15 protein-coding genes are annotated in these 17,295 nt (G+C 68.0%); 6 read left to right on the top strand and 9 right to left on the bottom strand.

Going from position 1 to position 17,295, the window contains the following annotated elements:
• Nucleotides 1-3: 3 nt before the first annotated feature.
• Nucleotides 4-1,299: a phenylacetate--CoA ligase PaaK gene (gene paaK / locus EV647_RS38055; RefSeq protein ID WP_134011886.1), complete on the top strand. Its 1,296-nt coding sequence runs from the start codon at nt 4-6 to the stop codon at nt 1,297-1,299.
• An 89-nt stretch (nt 1,300-1,388) separates the two neighbouring features.
• Here paaK and EV647_RS38050 read toward each other — a convergent pair whose 3' ends face one another.
• On the bottom strand, nt 1,389-2,072 hold the full coding sequence (locus EV647_RS38050; protein ID WP_134011884.1) for a hypothetical protein: 684 nt from the start codon (nt 2,070-2,072) through the stop codon (nt 1,389-1,391).
• A 151-nt stretch (nt 2,073-2,223) separates the two neighbouring features.
• Between EV647_RS38050 and EV647_RS38045 the strand changes: the two genes are divergently transcribed.
• Nucleotides 2,224-2,850 (top strand): TetR/AcrR family transcriptional regulator, encoded by a 627-nt coding sequence (locus EV647_RS38045; RefSeq protein ID WP_134011882.1) that lies wholly within the window; start codon nt 2,224-2,226, stop codon nt 2,848-2,850.
• A 19-nt stretch (nt 2,851-2,869) separates the two neighbouring features.
• Here EV647_RS38045 and EV647_RS38040 read toward each other — a convergent pair whose 3' ends face one another.
• A complete protein-coding gene (locus tag EV647_RS38040; RefSeq protein WP_166680530.1) occupies nt 2,870-6,115 on the bottom strand; it encodes a BTAD domain-containing putative transcriptional regulator in 3,246 nt (1,081 codons plus the stop codon).
• An 85-nt stretch (nt 6,116-6,200) separates the two neighbouring features.
• On the opposite strand from EV647_RS38040, the gene EV647_RS38035 reads away from it, so the two are divergent.
• The gene (locus EV647_RS38035; RefSeq protein ID WP_134011878.1) at nt 6,201-7,553 is read left to right on the top strand and encodes a serine hydrolase; all 1,353 of its coding nucleotides are present in this window, start codon (nt 6,201-6,203) and stop codon (nt 7,551-7,553) included.
• Here the strand turns inward: EV647_RS38035 and EV647_RS38030 are convergent.
• From EV647_RS38030 to EV647_RS38010, 5 genes are all read right to left on the bottom strand, one after another.
• Nucleotides 7,550-7,993: a VOC family protein gene (locus EV647_RS38030; RefSeq protein WP_134011876.1), complete on the bottom strand. Its 444-nt coding sequence runs from the start codon at nt 7,991-7,993 to the stop codon at nt 7,550-7,552. The two genes, EV647_RS38035 and EV647_RS38030, sit on opposite strands and share 4 nt — an antisense overlap.
• A 35-nt stretch (nt 7,994-8,028) precedes the next feature.
• Nucleotides 8,029-8,844: an ABC transporter permease gene (locus tag EV647_RS38025; RefSeq protein WP_134011874.1), complete on the bottom strand. Its 816-nt coding sequence runs from the start codon at nt 8,842-8,844 to the stop codon at nt 8,029-8,031.
• Nucleotides 8,841-9,830 (bottom strand): ATP-binding cassette domain-containing protein, encoded by a 990-nt coding sequence (locus EV647_RS38020; RefSeq protein ID WP_134011872.1) that lies wholly within the window; start codon nt 9,828-9,830, stop codon nt 8,841-8,843. The genes EV647_RS38025 and EV647_RS38020 overlap by 4 nt, the downstream gene beginning before the upstream one ends.
• Before the next feature lie 99 nt (nt 9,831-9,929).
• Nucleotides 9,930-11,246, bottom strand: coding sequence for a nitrate/nitrite transporter (locus tag EV647_RS38015; RefSeq protein ID WP_134011870.1), 1,317 nt, complete (start codon nt 11,244-11,246; stop codon nt 9,930-9,932).
• Nucleotides 11,243-11,974, bottom strand: a complete 732-nt coding sequence (locus EV647_RS38010; RefSeq protein ID WP_238177599.1) for a GntR family transcriptional regulator — start codon at nt 11,972-11,974, stop codon at nt 11,243-11,245. Before EV647_RS38010 ends, EV647_RS38015 begins: the two co-directional genes overlap by 4 nt.
• 258 nt (nt 11,975-12,232) lie before the next feature.
• On the opposite strand from EV647_RS38010, the gene EV647_RS38005 reads away from it, so the two are divergent.
• Nucleotides 12,233-13,618: a S8 family serine peptidase gene (locus EV647_RS38005; RefSeq protein WP_134011866.1), complete on the top strand. Its 1,386-nt coding sequence runs from the start codon at nt 12,233-12,235 to the stop codon at nt 13,616-13,618.
• A 323-nt stretch (nt 13,619-13,941) separates the two neighbouring features.
• Nucleotides 13,942-14,544: a hypothetical protein gene (locus EV647_RS38000; RefSeq protein WP_134011864.1), complete on the top strand. Its 603-nt coding sequence runs from the start codon at nt 13,942-13,944 to the stop codon at nt 14,542-14,544.
• A gap of 99 nt (nt 14,545-14,643) precedes the next feature.
• Here the strand turns inward: EV647_RS38000 and EV647_RS37995 are convergent, their stop codons facing one another.
• Nucleotides 14,644-15,081, bottom strand: coding sequence for a hypothetical protein (locus EV647_RS37995; protein WP_134011862.1), 438 nt, complete (start codon nt 15,079-15,081; stop codon nt 14,644-14,646).
• A 227-nt stretch (nt 15,082-15,308) separates the two neighbouring features.
• Between EV647_RS37995 and EV647_RS37990 the strand changes: the two genes are divergently transcribed.
• Nucleotides 15,309-16,145: a carbon-nitrogen hydrolase family protein gene (locus tag EV647_RS37990; RefSeq protein WP_134011860.1), complete on the top strand. Its 837-nt coding sequence runs from the start codon at nt 15,309-15,311 to the stop codon at nt 16,143-16,145.
• A 109-nt stretch (nt 16,146-16,254) separates the two neighbouring features.
• Here the strand turns inward: EV647_RS37990 and EV647_RS37985 are convergent, their stop codons facing one another.
• On the bottom strand, nt 16,255-17,085 hold the full coding sequence (locus EV647_RS37985) for an EamA family transporter (RefSeq protein ID WP_202876457.1): 831 nt from the start codon (nt 17,083-17,085) through the stop codon (nt 16,255-16,257).
• Nucleotides 17,086-17,295 lie beyond the last annotated feature (210 nt).

Raw genomic sequence — 17,295 nt, 5'->3', positions numbered from 1 at the left:
CTTATGCTCGGTGACGCCTGTCCTTCGGAGTTGCGTGATGCCGGCGAGCAGTTGTCGGTCGACGAGCTGCGGGCCCGGCAGCTGTCGTTGCTGCAGGCAACCGTACGGCGGGCCTACGAGAACGTCCCGCACTACCGGGCCGCGTTGGACGCGGTCGGGTTCAAGCCCGGCGACCTTGCTGATCTGAGCGATCTGAGCCGGTTGCCGTTCACGGCGAAGAAGCACCTGCGCGACAACTACCCGTTCGGGATGTTCGCGGTACCCAGGACTCAAGTCGTGCGTGTGCATGCTTCGTCCGGGACTACCGGCCGGCCGACGGTGGTCGGGTATACGCGGCGGGATCTCGACAACTGGGCGGACCTGATGGCGCGATCGATCCGCGCGGCCGGCGGGCGCGCGGGGGACGTCTGCCATGTCGCCTACGGATACGGCCTGTTCACCGGCGGACTCGGTGCGCACTACGGGGCCGAGCGGCTCGGGTGCACCGTCGTACCGGTCTCCGGCGGGATGACCGAACGCCAGGTGGACCTGATCCGCGACTTCGGCGCCCGCATCATCATGGTCACGCCGTCGTACTTCCTCGCGATCGTCGACGAGATGGAGGCCCGCGGCCTCGATCCGCGGGACACGTCGCTGCGGATCGGGATCTTCGGCGCCGAACCGTGGACCGAGCAGATGCGCACCGAGGTCGAGGAACGCACCGGCATCCATGCCGTCGACATCTACGGACTGTCCGAGGTGATGGGACCCGGCGTCGCGCAGGAGTGCGTGGAGACGAAGGACGGCCTGCACATCTGGGAGGACCACTTCTATCCGGAGATCATCGATCCGGTCACCGGCGACGTACTTCCCGACGGCTCCGAAGGCGAACTGGTCTTCACCACGCTGACCAAGGAAGCCTTCCCGGTACTGCGCTACCGCACCAGGGATCTGACCCGGTTGCTGCCGGGAACGGCCCGCCCCGGCCTGCGCCGCATGGAGAAGATCACCGGCCGCACCGACGACATGATGATCGTCCGCGGCGTCAACGTCTTCCCCACCCAGATCGAAGAACAGATCCTCCTGGTCGAAGGCCTCACCCCGCACTACCTCTGCGTCCTCACCCGCCCTCACCGCCTCGACGAACTGACAGTCCAGGTCGAAGCCGCCCCCGACCTGGCGGACCGCACAGCCGCGGCGACCACGTTGTCCCGCCGCATCAAGGACCGGGTAGGCGTCACCGCCACCGTCGAGGTCCTCGACCCCCACGCCCTGGAACGCTCCCTCGGCAAGGCCAAACACATCAAGGACAACCGCTAACGACAGGAGGTAGTCGCCTGCTGCGCCCGCGCCGCCGCCCGGCTGAGGCGGGAGTGATCGAGCGGGGCCGACTACTTCCTGTCCTTAGCTCAGAGCAGGGGCTCGGCTTGGGATTCCAGGGTGCGGGTTTTGTGGAAGGCGGGTGGGCGAATGTGCGGGCGGACCAGGGCTTCGACCTCGAAGTCCTCGAGGTTGAACTTGGTGGCGATTTCTCGGTAGGGCGCGCCCGTGCGGACCTGCGCGATGACGTCTTCGACCTGGACGTTGTCGACCATCGGACGGCCGTAGGAGCGTTCGGGGTTCACGATCACGTCGATGTCGTGGTAGATCACCAGCCGCAGCGTTGCGGCGTACCCGTCGTCGGACCAGCCGATCGCGGCCGAGCCGCGGCGCAGGACGCCGGGGAAGCCGCCCTGGCTGTCACGGATCCGTTCCCAGCCCTGTTCCCGGCCCTCGGCGGCGATCTCGACCAGCAGGTCGCGGCCGTCGTGCGCGAGTCCCGACCAGGCCAGCGGATAGCGCCGGCCGGCCCTCGACCGTAGGGCGATGGCGGCTTCGCCGATAGCGTGCAAGGACAGCCCGGTACGACGCAGGTGCCGGAGCATGTGCGTCTCGACCAGGCCGGCGAAGGTGATCGTCGGCTCGCCGCGACTCCCGCTGCTCGCCTCCAGCGCTCCCGACCGCAACCAGTCCCCGAGCGTCGTAGCCGGCAGCCCAAGATGCAGCGCGGCCTCAGCACGCGTGTACAAGGGCAGGTCGAACCGTGGATCCACGTCTCACCTCTCAGCGAAGGCGGTCGCCGACCAAACGAGCATGCCACCCCACCAGCCCACCAGGGACTCGAGGGCGGTAACCCGGTTACGCGCGGGCCGAGGGGTGGATAGGATGTCCGGGATCTGGCACGGGGTAGCGACAAGAGGTGTGATGAGGGAACCCTCCGTACGCCGTTATTCCGGGCGGTCAGTCGAGGAGTGGAAGGCCGCGCGCCGGGAACGGCTACTGGCTGCCGCGCTCGAACTCTTCGGGACCGAAGGCTATCCGGCGACATCCGTGGAACGCCTGTGCACACAGGCGAAAGTGTCCACGCGGCACTTCTACCACGAGTTCCAGAACAAGGAAGCGGTGCTCCTCGCGGTGCACGCGCAGGTGATCGAGCTGGCGGTCGGGACCACCGGGGACGCGCTCCGCCGGACCGCCGACCGGCCGGTGCGGGAGCGGATCGCCGCGGCGGTCGACTCGTACCTGCGCACCATCATGGCCGACCTCCGGCGGGCCCGGATCTCGTTCGTCGAGGTGGTCGGCACCAGCCCGGCGGTCGAGGAGCAGCGGATCGCGTTCCGGGAGCTGCTGATCCGCAACGTCCAGGCCCTCGGCGACTCCGCGGTCGAGCGCGGTGAGATCAAGCGCAAGGACTTCCGGTTCCTCGCGCTGGCGTTCTTCGGCGCGGTGAACACCGTCGTCTACGACTGGATGCTCGCCGACCCCCGCCCACCGGAGCAGAACGTCCAGCAGTCCCTCCGCGACCTCGCCGTCCAACTGATCACGGCTTAGTCAGTGGTATAGCGCGTCGTTAGTCCGTGGTGTAGCGCTTTCGGAGTTCGGCGACGGCGTCGGCGCGAGTCAGGGCCGCGCCTTCGCCGTACGCCGTCTCGTAGGTTTCGTTGCCCAGGGCATCGCGCAGCCGGTCGACGAGGCGCTGTACGTCGGCGTCCGGGATCGCCCGCGTGCCCTTGATCGCGGCGGCGAGACCGAGCGTCCGGGCGGCCGCCGACAGCTCGGCGGTGTTGGTGCCGGCGGCCAGCACGAGCGCGTCCGTCGACGCCTCGACGACGGCTGCCGCGACCGGCATGTCCTCGGTGCTGAGCGCCAGGCCGACCGCTTCCCGGCCGCGCCGCTGCGCTTCCTCGACGTCGCCGGCGGACGCATAGATCCGGCTCAGCTGCGAGAGGACCATCGACTGTCCATGCGGCGCCACGCGCTCCGCCGCGAGATCGAGCCTCGAGTAGGCCAGCTCCGCGAGCTCCTTGGCCTCGTCGAAGTTGCCGGCGCGGTGTGCCAGTCGCGCCAGTCCGATGTACGCCATCGTCTGGCCGCCCTGGGACCCGGTCTCCTCGGACAGCCGGATGGCACGCTCCAGATCGGCGCGGGCGCCGTCGTGGTCACCGAGCTCGATGCGGCTCATCGCGCTGCCGCCGAGCAGTTGCGCGACGCCGTCTGTCGTACCGAGCTCCTCGACCAGCCGGAGTGCCTCGAGCAGTGACTCCAGGGCTTTGTCGTGCTCCGCGTGACTGGCCTGGTAGCCGGCGAGTCCGCGCAGCGCCATCGACGAACCGAAGCGGTCGCCGAGCTCGCGGAAGCCGTCGAGCGCGATCGTCAGGGTGGCCGCCATCTCGTCGACCTCGCCTTCGTTCTCGCGGAACATGGCGCTCGTCATCAGGCCCATGTTCCGGATCCAGGGATCCGGGTGCCGGGCCGCGGCCTCGAGCTCGGCGAAGCAGGCCGCCTTGTCCCGCCGGATCGCCGCCCACATCGCATTGGTGAACAGGCCGATCCCGGAGTCGACGAGGATCCGGTGCCGCCGGGTCATCCAGCGGACCGTGGCGAGTCCACGGATCATCTGCTGGAACGACGTTGACGGTTCCCGCTCGGTGGACATCCGGCCGAGCGCGAGCAGGTACAGCGCCTCGGCCTTGTCCAGCGGAACGCTCTTGCCCGGTACCGCGAGGGCGGCCTGCATCCAGCTCACCGCTTCGGCAGGGCGGCCGCTCATCGTCCAGTACTCCCCCAGGACGGCGACCATCTGGACGGCGACTCGCGCCGACCCGACGTCGATCGCCGTCCGGAGCGCGTCGATCAGGTTCTCGTTGTCGGCGGTCAGCCGGGCGATCCACTCGATCTGCTCACCGGTCCGCAGCTTCGGCCGCGCCCTGCGCAGCATGCGGCTGAAGTACATCGTGTGCGCGTGCCTGAACCGCTCGTACTCACCCGAGGCCTTCAGCTGTTCGGCGCCGTACGCACGGACCGTCTCCAGCATCCGGTAGCGCACGGACCTCTCGTCGGCCGCCGCTTCGACGAGTGACTTGTCCACAAGGGATGCGAGCACGCCGAGCACGGACTCGGCAGGGATGCTCTCGTCGCTGCAGATCTGCTCGGCCGCATCGAGTGTTGCACCGCCTGAGAACAGGGAGAGTCGCCGAGCGACAGCCTGCTCGTCCGGGTCCAGCAGGTCCCAGCTCCACTCCACGACCGCTCGCAGCGTCTGGTGGCGCGGCAGTGCGGTCCGGGAACCGCTCGTGAGCAGCCGGAACCGGTCCGCGAGCCGGTCCACGATCTGCGGCGGGTTGAGCGCCCGCAGCCGAGCTGCCGCGAGCTCGATCGCCAGGGGCATCCCGTCGAGCCGCCTGCAGATCTCGGCGACCGCCTCCCGGTTGGCGTCGGTCAGCTGGAAGTCAGGACGTACTGCGCGGGCGCGGTCGACGAACAGCTGCATCGCCGGGTACTCGTCGGTGATCGAGTCCTCTGGGGGAAGGCCGAGCGGACCGACTGGATGCAGGTGCTCACCGGGGATGCTCAGCGGCTCGCGGCTGGTGGTCAGGACCCGGAGTCGCGGGCACGACGCCAGCAGGGAGTCGACCATGCCGGCGACCTCTTGGACGAGGTGCTCGCAGTTGTCGAGGACGAGCAGGATCCGGCGATCGCCGATGACCTCGACAAGTCGCAGGGTCGCGGCCCGGCTCGTCGGAACGTGTTTCGGCCCGAAGGGTGTCGACGGCAGGTCGACGTACTCGCTGGCGCCGAGCGTAGACAGGACCGCAGGCGCCACATCGGCTGCGTCACCGAGTGGTGCGAGCTCTACGAACCAGATGCCGTCACCCGACTGACCTACCAGCGTCCTACCGGTCTCCGTGGCCAGTCTGGTCTTGCCGGCACCACCTGGTCCGACCATGGTCACCAGACGGGTCCCGTTGCTCAGCAGACGCGTCAGCTCCGCCACGTCCTCGCGGCGACCGACAAAGCTCGTCATCGGCGCGCGCAGGTTGCTACGGGGCGCTGCCGGCGCTGGTACGGGGGCTGTCTTCGCAGTCGGGTCTACTGCGTCACCACGCAGTACCGAGACATGCAGGTCGCGCAGGCGGGTGCCGGGGTCGGCTCCTAGCTCGTCAGCCAGTGTGGTCCGGATACGTTCGTACGCCGCCAACGCTTCCGCCTGGCGGCCGTCGGCGTACAGGGAGCGGATGAGGAGCTCGTGCACGCGCTCACGGAGCGGGTGGGTAACGGCGAGCTGCTCGAGGTCGGTGATCAGGTCGCGGGCGTGACCGCAGCTGACGGCTGCCTCGGCCTGATCCTCTGCGGCGGCGAGACGCAGCTCGGCCAGCCGGTCCGCCTCGACCGCGGCGAACGGGAGGTCGCGCAGGTCGGTGAGAGCATCGCCGCGCCACAGCTTCTCGGCCTGGGTGAGGAGCGTGTGCGCCTGCTCCGGCTCGGACGTGAGGAGCGCACGCCCCCGCCGTACCAGCTCTTCGAACTGGAGGGCGTCGACGCAGTCCGGGCCGATCGTCAGCGTGTAGCCCGCCGGACCGGACTGGACGGAGATGCTCGACTCGGTGGCCGGCAGACTCGCCCGCAGCCGGGACACGAGCGACTGCAGAGCGTTCGCACTCGGGGCTTCACTACCCCACAACCCGTCGACCAGGGTCTCGACGCTGACCGGCCTGCCCGCGCTCAACGCCAGGCGCGCGAGCAACCCGCGCAGGCGGACGCCGCGGATGTCGAGCGGAGTCCCATCGGCCGCCCACATCGCGAGAGGCCCAAGCACCGCTATGCGCACCCCACCAGCCTCGCACATCCGCCCGACCAAACACCCGTGCCTTTTGTCATTCCGGAGCTTAAGGTCGGGAGCCGTGACTGAAATCGCCGCGCAGACACAGGTCGCGCTCTCCCGCATCGTCGCCGAACGTCAAGCCAAGGGCCGGGTTCCCGGGGTGGTGGGCGCCGTCGCCCGCGCCGGGTCGCTCGCCTGGTCGACCGGGGTCGGGTCCGCCGACCTGGACGATCCCGGCGTACCGCCGACCGCGGACTCGCAGTTCCTGATCGCGTCGCAGAGCAAGACGCTGACCGCCGTGACGATCATGGCGTTGCGTGACGAGGGCAAGCTCAGCCTCGACGACCCGATCGAGAAGCTGATCGGTGACAGCAAGCACGAGGGCATCACCGTCCGGCAGATGCTCAGCCACGCCAGCGGGATGCAGCGCGAGCCGGTCGGTGACGTGTGGGACCTGATGAAGTTCCCGTCCCGCGAGGAACTGGTGCCGGGCTGGAACGCCGCAGAGCGGATCGGCAAACCGCACCACCGTTTCCACTACTCGAACCTGGTGTTCTCACTGCTCGGCGAGATCGTCGCGCGGATCGACGGGCGGTCCTGGTACGACGCGGTGAAGGCGCGGATCCTGGACCCGCTCGAGATGCGGCGTACGACGGTCGGGATGGACGGCGGCCCCGCGCAGACCGGGTACTACGTGCCGCCGTGGTCCGACGTACCGGTGCGGGAGCCGCTGCTCGACATCGGCGCGATGGACGCGTGCGGCGGGCTCGCGTCGACCGCGGAGGACCTGGCGAAGTGGGCGATGTTCATTGCGAACCCGGTCGACGAGGTGCTGTCGAAGGACACGCTGGACGAGATGTGCCAGGTGCAGATCATGGCCGACGTGGACCGTTGGCAGCTCGCGTTCGGGCTCGGGTTCATGCTGCTGCGCCGCGGCGACCGGCTGTTCGTCGGCCACGACGGCGGTATGCCCGGCCACATCACGTCGACCTTCGTCGACCGCTCGTCCGGTACGGCGGGGATCGCGCTGTTCGGCGCCACGTCGTCGCCGGCGCCCAGCGCGCTGGCCACCGACCTGATCATCAAGGTCCTCGAGGACGACCCGCTCCCGCCGGAGCCCTGGGTTCCGGGCACCGAGGTCCCCGCCGAACTCGCCGGCGTCCTCGGCACCTGGTTCACCGAAGGCTCCCCGTTCGTGTTCTCGGTGAAGAACGGCGTACTCGAGGCCAAGTCCCCGGCCGCCGCCGAGTACCAGTCCCCCGCGGTCTTCGAACGCCTCTCCGAAGACACCTACCGCACCGTCTCCGGCCGCGAAACCGGCGAACTCCTCCGCATCACCCGCGACCCCTCCGGCACCCCCGCAAAGTTGCACTGGGCAACCTACCTCTGCACCCGCCAACCCCTGGCCTTCGCCGACATCATTCCGCGCTAGACGACGCAGAAGTCGTTGCCTTCGGGGTCCTGCATCCACAGGTGGTCGAGGGTGGTGGAGTTTTCCATGGGGATCTCGCGGACGAGGGTGGCGCCGGCTTCGATGAGGGTTTCGGCGGTGGCGCGGATGCGTTGTTCGCGCAGGTGCTGGGGGACGGCGCGGCCGCCTGCTACCTGGAGGTCCAGGTGCAGGCGGTTCTTGACGGTGCGGGGCTCGGGGACCTTGAGGAACGAGATGCTCGGCAGAACGCCGTTCAGGTCCGAGATCGAGGCGCCGTCGTTCCACTCGTCCTTGGGGACGTTCAGATCGGTGAGCCAGTCCTCCCAGGTGTCCCAGCCTTGCGGCGGATCCGCCTCCGTGTAGCCGAGCGCCGTACACCAGAAGCGCGCGACGAGGGCCGGATCCGCGCAGTCGATGGTGAGCGTCCAGTTGGTCGTCATACCGGCCACTGTGCCGCTCACCACCGACAATTTCCTCAGGTACGGCGGCGGTAGGCGCGGATCGCCAAGGGCGCGAAGACCGCGACCAGACCGACCATCCAGGCCAGCGTGATCAAGAGCGGCTTCTGGAGTGCACCGCCGCCCATCAGGGCGCGCTCGGTGTCGACCAGGTACGTGATCGGGCTGACCTTGGTGAAGGCCTGCAGGAAACCGGGCAGCGTGCTGGTCGGGACGAAGATGTTGCTGCCGAAGGTCAGCGGGAACATCACCAGGAAGGCGATGCCCTGCACGCCTTGGGCGGTCTTCATGACCAGGCCCAGCCAGACCCAGATCCAGCACATCGACAGCGCGAACAGCAGCACGATCAGCATGCCCAGGAGGCCGTTGCCGACCCCGTTGTCGAAGCGGAAACCGAGCACGAACCCGCTCGTCATCAGGATCACGATCGACAGCGAGTAGCGGACCGCGTCTCCGAGGACGGCACCGATCAGCGGCGAGACCCGGGCGATCGGCAGGCTGCGGAACCGGTCGAAGACGCCCTTGGCGAAGTCGTCGTTCAGACCGACCCCGGTGCCCATCGTCGCGAACACCACGGTCTGCACGAGCAGGCCGGGCAGCAACTGCGGCAGGTAGCCGCGCCAGCCGCCGCCCCCGGCGATCGCGCCTCCGAAGACGAACAGGAACAGCGCCAGAAAGATGATCGGCTGGAACGTCACGTCCGCCAGGGCTTCCGGGTTCTGCCGGATCCGGACGATGTTCCGCCAGGCGAGTGTCAGGCTCTGCTGTACCCAGGCGAACGGCCGCGAGCGGTGGCCCAGGTGCGCAGCAGGTTCAAGGGTTGCGGTGCTCATCGGCTCGCTCCTTCCAGGACGCCGTCGGACTTCTTTTCTTCGGCGGTGTGCCCGGTCAGCGCCAGGAACACCTCGTCCAGGCTGGGCAGCCGCAGCGACAGCTCGGTCACCGCGATCCCTGCCTCGTCCAGCCGCCGTACGACGACCGGCATCGACGAACCGTCACTGACCGGAACGCTGACGAGGGTGTTCACCACGTCGACGTTCGGACGTGACCCGGTCGACTCGGCGACGATCGCGGCGACCCGCTCGAGGTGGGCCGGCTCGGCCGGCCGGACGTCCAGCGACTGCTTGCCCGCCTGCGCCTTGAGCTCGGCGGGCCGCCCGTTCGCGACCACGGAGCCCTTGTCGAACACCACGATCGAGTCGGCCAGCGCGTCGGCCTCTTCCAGGTACTGCGTGGTGAGCAGGACCGTGGTGCCGTCGAGCACCAGGTTGCGGACCGTTTCCCAGACGCCGTTGCGGGCATGCGGGTCGAGTCCGGTCGTGGGCTCGTCGAGGTACAGGATGCTCGGGTTGCCGACCAGGCTCGAGGCGAGGTCGAGGCGGCGACGCATACCGCCGGAGTACGTCTTCGCGGTCCGGTCACCGGCGTCGACCAGCTCGAACCGCTCCAGCAGCTCGTCCGCCTTGGCGCGGGCCTGCGGTCGCGAGTAGCCGAGCAGGCGGCCGATCATGATCAGGTTGCGGCGGCCGGACATGTCCTCGTCGACAGAGGCGTACTGCCCGGTCAGCCCGATGATGCTGCGGACCTTGCCCGCCTCCCGTACGACGTCGTACCCGCCGACGGTGGCCTGGCCGCTGTCCGGCCGGAGCAGCGTGCCGAGGATGCGGACCGCGGTCGTCTTGCCGGCGCCGTTCGGGCCGAGGACTCCGAGGACCGTGCCGGTGGGCACGCTCAGGTCGACGCCGGCAAGCGCGGTCGTACTGCCATATTTCTTGACCAGACCGACCGCCTCGATGGCGACCTGGTTCGTTGTGGTCATCGGTTCCTCCCAGCTTTCGCACTTCACTGGGACTACCGTGCCGCGGAGGCCTGGCACCGCTCTGGCACTCGGCTGTCAGGCCGTGACAGCGCGCTGGTATCAGCCCTTGAGCGGGACGATCTCGTTGGCGAGCAGGGCCTGGTAGGCCTCGGGGTTGTACCGTGCCAGGTTGCCGCGGGCCTTCCGCCGGTACTTGAGGATCTGCCGGGTGCCGATCGCCCACAGCACGTACTGGAACGCCAGCGCGAACTTGAAGTCGTCGATCGCCTGCGGTGCACCACCTGACGACGCGTCGAGCAGTACGCCGACCATGCCGATGCAGATCAGGGTGGCGATGAACCCGCCGGTGTTGACCATTCCGTTGGCCGCACCGAACCGCGTTGTGGGGTTGAACGTCCGCGCGTAGTCCAGACCGAGCATCGAGCCCGGTCCGCCGGCCGCCTGTACGACGATGAGCGCGAGGAGCACCGGCAGCGGCGCACGACCCGGCCAAAGCAGTACGACGGTCCACATCACGACCGAGCCCGCGATCACCGCCAGCACGATCCACGAGCGGTAGAACGGGAACTTGGCGGCGTACCGCCCGACCAGCGGGCCGTAGCAGAGCCCAGCCAGCACAGGAATGATCAGCATGGCCGCAGCGGTCGTCGGAGCGAGTCCCTGGCCCTGTACGAGGAACGGGTAGCCCCAGAGCAGTCCGAACGTGCTCCCGGAGAAGCTGGTGGTGAAGTGGGTCCACAGACCGAGTCGCGTACCCGGCTCCTGCCAGGCACGGCGCAGGTTCTTCTTGACCTCGCGCAGCGGCTGCTTGGCCCGGCGGAGCGGTTCGTCGTACGGCGTGTCCTTGATGAGGAACAGGACGAGTAGACCGGCCAGGAGGCTCAGCACGCTCGCACTGGCGAACGTGGTCGTCCAGCCGAAGGCGTGGAAGGCAGCGGCCATCGGCACGGTCGACATGATCGCTCCGAGACCTCCGAGCATTCCTGTCGCCTGCGACATCACAGGCTGCCGTAGCGCGGGGAACCAGGACATGACCACGCGCAGCACGCTGATGAAGACCAGTGCGTCGCCGACACCCAGTACGGCGCGTGCGGCGAGCGCAGCGGGGTACGAGTCGACCAGGCTGAAGGCCGACTGCGCTACGAACAGCAGTCCGGACGCGGTGATCAGGAGGCGCTTGGAGCCGTACCTGTCGAGTAGTACGCCGACTGGGACCTGCATGGCGGCGTACACCGTCAGCTGTACGACGGTGAAGCTCGCTAGAGCGGATGCGGAGATGTCGAAGCGTTCTGCGGCCTGGAGGCCGGCCACGCTCATCGAGCCGCGGTGCAGCACGGTCACGAGGTACGTCAGGACAGCAGTGGCCCACACCGCCCAGGCTCGCCGTCCGCCCAGGGGGAAGAGGAGTTCGGTCACCGAGTGCCCCGCAGATCGCTCGCGGCTTCGGCAATGTGGGCGATGACGAGCTCACGGAAGCGCTTGACGCTGTTGGCGCCGAGCGCGTCGATCATCTCCTGGTGCGCGGTGATGGACTTGTCCATCCGCACCGGCTGGACCTCGATCCCGGGCACGCCCATCCGGACCTGACGGTCCCGCAGGCTGTTGTAGAGCTTCGCCAGGATTTGGTTGCCCGCGGCATCGACGATGGCCTCGTGGAAGGCCCGATCGGCCTCCAGGAAGCTCTTCGCGTCACCGGCGTTGCGGTGCGCGCGCATCTCGTCGACGCGCTCGGTCAGCGTCTCGATCAGCCGCTTGCGCCGCGGCCAGACCTTGGCGGCCGCGTGCGTCTCGATCAACTCGCGGGCCTCGAGGACGTCGTCGATCTCCTGCGGCAGCACCGGCAGGACGAGCGCGCCGCGCTTCGGGTACAGCTTGACGAGGCCGGACTCCTCGAGGCGGAGCAGCGCCTCGCGTACCGGCGTACGGGAAACACCGACCGCGGTCGCCAGCTCACCCTCGGTGACCAGCTCGCCGCCGGGATAGACGCGGTCCAGGATCGCGGCCTTCACGTACGCATACACGCGCTCGGCCGCGGGGATCTTCTCCACCCCCGGCGCCGCCTCGACGACCACGCGAGCGATCTCCGCGGTCTCGTCACCCAAGATCAACGCATCCGGCGCCTGCGCCGGCTCCCCGCCTACCACTGAACTCCCACCCATACGGCTCGTATCTCTGTTGTATCTATCTTACACACAACCTAATCCACCGCTGAGGCCGGGTATTCCCCAACTTGTCCACGAGTTATCCACAGGCCGATCCACAGGATGTGGGGAACCAGACAGGACCTCACCGTGATGCAGGGTTTCCCCTGCGTTGTGGATGAAGGACTCCGTCTGTGGCGAATCCGTCCTAAGGTCTCGGCATACCGGGCCCGTCCGCCCGGTCAGCCCTGAGGAGGCATCTTGTCCCGAACGTCTCGCCCCCGCCGACTGGCGGCCGGCCTCTCCGCCATCGCCCTGGCGTGTGTGTCGCTGGGTGCCGCGACCACGGCGCAAGCCGACCCGGCTCCCGGCCCGCTGATGAACTACGTGGTGAACACGAAGGCCACGCCCGGTCACGTCCGGAAGACCGAGGATGCGGTAAAAGCGGCCGGCGGAACCGTCCTGGTCTCGTACCGGCAGCTCGGCGTGGTGATCGCGCAGTCGACGAACCCCGACTTCAAGACCGACGTCCGCGTTTCGCGTGACGTGCAGTCGGTCGGCGCCACCCGGACCGCCGCGGTCAGCGAAGGCCCCGGCGGGCTGAACTCGAACGACCTCGCCGACGCGACCCCGGTCGCCGACCCGCGCGAGGGCGAGCAGTGGGACATGGTCCAGATCAAGGCGGACCAGGCGCACGCGGTGACCGACGGCTCCCGGAACGTGCTGGTCGGCATCAACGACAGCGGCGTCGACGACACCCACCCCGACCTCGCGCCGAACTTCGACGCGGCGGACTCGGTCAGCTGCGTGAACAACGGCGTACCGGACACCACCACGGGCGCCTGGCGGCCGACGACCAGCGCGCACGGCACGCACGTGGCCGGCACGGTCGCCGCGGCCCGGAACGGCGTCGGGATCGTCGGAGTCGCACCCGGCGTACGGATCGCGTCCGTCAAGGTCGTGAACGACGCCGGCTTCATCTACCCGGAGTACTCGATCTGCGGGATCGTGTGGGCCGCCCAGCACCGGATGGCCATCACGAACCACAGCTACTTCATCGACCCGTACGAGTTCTGGTGCAACGACAACGGGGACCAGGGCGCGGTGCAGGAAGCCGTACGGCGCGCGTACGCGTGGGCGACCGACCAGGGCACCCTCTCGGTCGCGGCCGCGGGTAACTCGAACTACGACCTGTCCAACAAGACCACGGACGCCAACAGCCCGAACGACTCGACCGCCGTCACGCGGACGATCAACAACGACTGCCTCGACATGCCCACCGAACTGCCAGGCGTCATCACCGTCGCCAGCACCACGCAGGCGCGCGTGAAGAGCAGCTTCTCCAACTTCGGCCTGAACAAGATCGACGTCGCCGCCCCCGGCAGCTCGATCCTGTCCACAGTCCCCGGCGGCTACGCCAAGTTCAGCGGTACGTCGATGGCGTCGCCGCACGTCACCGGCATCGCGGCCCTGATGAAGTCCACCCACCCGTGGTGGGGCCCACGCGACATCGAGCGCGCCCTCCACCAGGAAGCGGACGACACCGCCTGCCCCACCACCCCCGACCCCCGCTGCACCGGCACCACCGCCAACAACGCCTTCTACGGCGAAGGCATCGCCGACGCCCTGGACGCCGTAACCCCCTGAACCGAGCGGGGGTCCCCCGCCCGGGACCCCCGCTCACAACACCGTGGTTGCCCGGGAACTGTGGTTTGCCCAGGCAATGTGGTTTCCGGGAACCGTGGTCAGCCCACCCGGTGCTACGCACGGCTCCTCCGTCGCAGCGCTACGCGCCGCCCACCCACTCTCCGGCTTAGCGCCGGAGTTGCGGGCTACCGCCCGCCAAACCCGCACCTTCTGATCCGTAGGAGCCCGCGCACAGTGATCTCTCCGCTCGCGAGACAGCGCGGATGGCGGCATGAGGGTGCGTTTCGTCTATCCGGCGGCCCGCGATTCGGGATCATGGGCTCGTGACAGTCAACGATGCCGACGCGCGGGCCGCCTTTCATCGGAAGGTGCACGCGCTTGAAGGGCTTCGGATCCACGCAGTGGACTATTGGGACATCCACAACTACGGTCCCGAGCCGGCCCGGTGGGATTACGGCGACTGGCATCACGCCGTCATGGGTGTGCAACTTTCTACGGACGCCGGCCCCGTGACCGTCACATGGACCAGCACCTTCTACGCCTACGGCGTCGAGGTCTTCGCTGAACCCATCGAACGCCATCTTGTTCTGGGAGAGGACGGGCCGGAACGAATCGGCCCCGATGGAATATCCCGTTGGACAGGCATCCTGGACACCCCTGTACTGCGGACGACGACATCGTGGGAGCGGATCGAACTCGGTCCAGCCACCTTGGCGAGCGGCGAGGTGGTCGAGCCTGCTCGTGTCGTCGAGATTCCTACTGCTCTGCGCCTGGACTTCAGCGCCGGTCCTGTCTGGTTCGCGCCCGCGAGCCCGCAATATCCGTCGATGGAACGTGCGTTCACGGCGGGCGACGAGATCATGATCGTCTTCTCGGCCGCGAAGATGCGCGACATGGGCTACGACGATCCGAGCTTCGTGGCCTGAACGCGGCTACTTGTCGACGCCTGGGATCAGGAACGAACCACGGAGGCGATGTCCCTAGCCGTCGGCGACGTGGTTCATGGCTGGCACGAGCGAAGGCGCCTAGAGCCAGGGTGGGTTGTATCGGGCCACGTAGGCGCGGGCGCGTTCTGTCGGATCTGCCCAGTACTGGTGCGGTTGTCGATGGACGTGCTTTTCACAGAACTCCCGAAGGTCAGTTCTGATCGTCTCCACCTCACGGACGGGGAGGCCCTCGAAGTCGCTGTTGGCCTGCAGGAGTTCGGACTCGAGGTTCCAACCCGACGCATCGAACACCCACGTGCCCCACCTCGCGTACACATGAAGTGGATGCTCGAAATCACCCAAGTACAGCGCCGCCAGGTCGATCCCCTGATCGGGATAGAAATCCCTGCACGCCCAAGCCAGCACGTGGCATGCCCCACTCGAGAAGAACGCCTGATCCGTTCGTTCCCAGGAGACTCGTTGATCTGCCCGCTCGATCGCGGTCCGCCGGAACACCCCAGACGCCGTCACTGCCACGGGTCGATGCTAGCCAAGCGGTCGTCCTTGACGATGTCTTGGTTGACGCGCGTTCGGGAGAGGCGGCACGATATGTCGCGGCGCGGCCTGCGCCTAACCTTCGTTGATCGTCCCCAGCGCGGTCTGTTGTGAAGGCAAAGGGACCTTGGTCTCGGGTCGTTGTCGCTGGTCCTACCGTCTCGGACGTGGTTGCTGGGGAAGCCGTGTGCCGGGGCACGGAGGACGAAGTGACGAACAGCAAGCAATCCCTTCGCATCGCGGTCGCTCAGACGACTGCCACCGCGGACATCCGCCACAACGGCGGCACGGTACGGCGGCTGATGCGCGATGCCGCGAGTGAGCGAGCTCGGTTGGTGCAGTTCCCCGAAGGTTTCCTGTCCGGATACGCCAAGGAACAGATCCAGGACTGGGGCGACGTCGACTGGCCGGCGGTCCGCGACGAACTCGAGCAGATCGCCGTACTGGCCGCCGAGCTGGGCATCTGGGTCGTACTGGGATCAGCGCACCCGCTGACTCCACCGCATCGGCCGCACAACAGCCTGTACGTGATCTCGGACGAGGGGAAGGTCGTCGATCGCTACGACAAGCGGTTCTGCTCGCACACCGAGATCACGAGCTTCTACAGTCCCGGGTTCGACCCGGTTGTCTTCGAGGTCGACGGGTTCCGGTTCGGGTGCGCGATCTGTATCGAGATCAATTTCCCCGACCTGTTCTCGCAGTACCGCGAACTCGGCGTCGACTGCCTGCTGCTGTCGGCCTATCCCGTCGACGAGGTCTTCGAGGCCAAGGCGCGCGCCCACGCCTCGATCAACACGTACTGGGTCGCCATGGCGTTGCCCTCGCAGACAGCGCACCTGATGAACTCCGGCGTGATCGGTCCGGACGGTCGCTACCTCGCGCAGGTCGACGGCGGTGAAGGCGTGGTGTACGCCGACCTGACCCGGCCCGACTTCGACATGTGGTTCGAGAAGGCCCGACCATGGCGCGACAGTGCGATGCACGGTCAGATCTACCGCAGCCAGCGGGTGGACGATCCACGAAGCACCGACCGCACCTGTCTGTAAAACCCGGCCGTCGTCGAGTCGTGGCGATTGGCTCCGACCCCGATCGCCGAGTCGTGGATCGAGGCTCGAATCTTCAGCCAATTCCCACGACTCGGCGGGCGAGGAGCGGTTAGCCGGTGGTGATCAACACGATGCCGGCGACTACTACGGCTGCGGCGGTGGCTCGTTTGGGGCCGAAGCGTTCGTGGAAGAAGATTGCGCCGATGATGGCGCCGAAGATGATGCTGGTTTCGCGGAGGGCGGCGATCGCGGCCAGGGTGCCGCGGGTCTGGGCCCAGAGGACCAGTCCGTACGCGGCCATCGAGACGACGCCGCCCGCCAGCCCGGAGAGGATCGCGGGGCGGGGCAGGTTGAACGCCTGCCGGCCGCGCCAGAACAGAACCGCCAACGGCACCGCGAACCCTTGCAGCATGAACACCCAGCCCATGTACGTCGCCACCGGCATCTTGTGTACGGCGACCCCGTCGACGACCGTGTACGACGCGATCATCAGCCCCGTCCCGATCGCCGCGAACAACGCCGGGACCTGACCGCGCCCCGGGCGGCCGATGAACACGAGCGCGATCAGGCCGGCCGACACGAGCAGTACGCCGGCCAACTCGAGTACGGCCAGGGTCTGGTGCAGTACGACGATGGACACCACGGCCACGACCCATGGCGACATACCGCGGGCCAACGGGTACATCTGGCTGAACTGACCCAGCTGGTACGACGCCAGCAGCCCACCGAGATACGCGAGGTGCAGCAACGCGGACGCGATGATGTACCACCACGTCCCGGCGGGCGGCAGCCCCATCACCAGCACCGCGACGAGCCCGATCACCCCCGCCGCAAGCTCGAACAACGCCAACCCAGCGACCCGATCCGGTGCCCCATGGGCCATCGCGTTCCACGTTGCATGCAGAACCGCCGCCCCAAGCACCACCAAGATCACCAGCACCGCACCACCCTCTCACCGTCCCGCCGACACAGTCAGGCGGATTAGGCTCGGTGTGATCTGCAGCTCGACAGGATGTGTCACCCGGCCGGGTAGTGCACCTGAGCGTGAATGCGTCCGTGCGTACAGCGTCTCGCCGGTGCACTACCTGTCGAGCTTGCAGCACTCGGCCGCGAAGAGCCGGTCGCCACGAGCGGGCAACCCTCATCATGG

The organism is Kribbella sp. VKM Ac-2566 (assembly GCF_004366005.1).
GTDB lineage: Bacteria > Actinomycetota > Actinomycetes > Propionibacteriales > Kribbellaceae > Kribbella > Kribbella pratensis.
The sequence above is the reverse complement of the archived record's forward strand: the minus strand, read 5'-3'. Positions and strand labels throughout refer to the sequence as shown.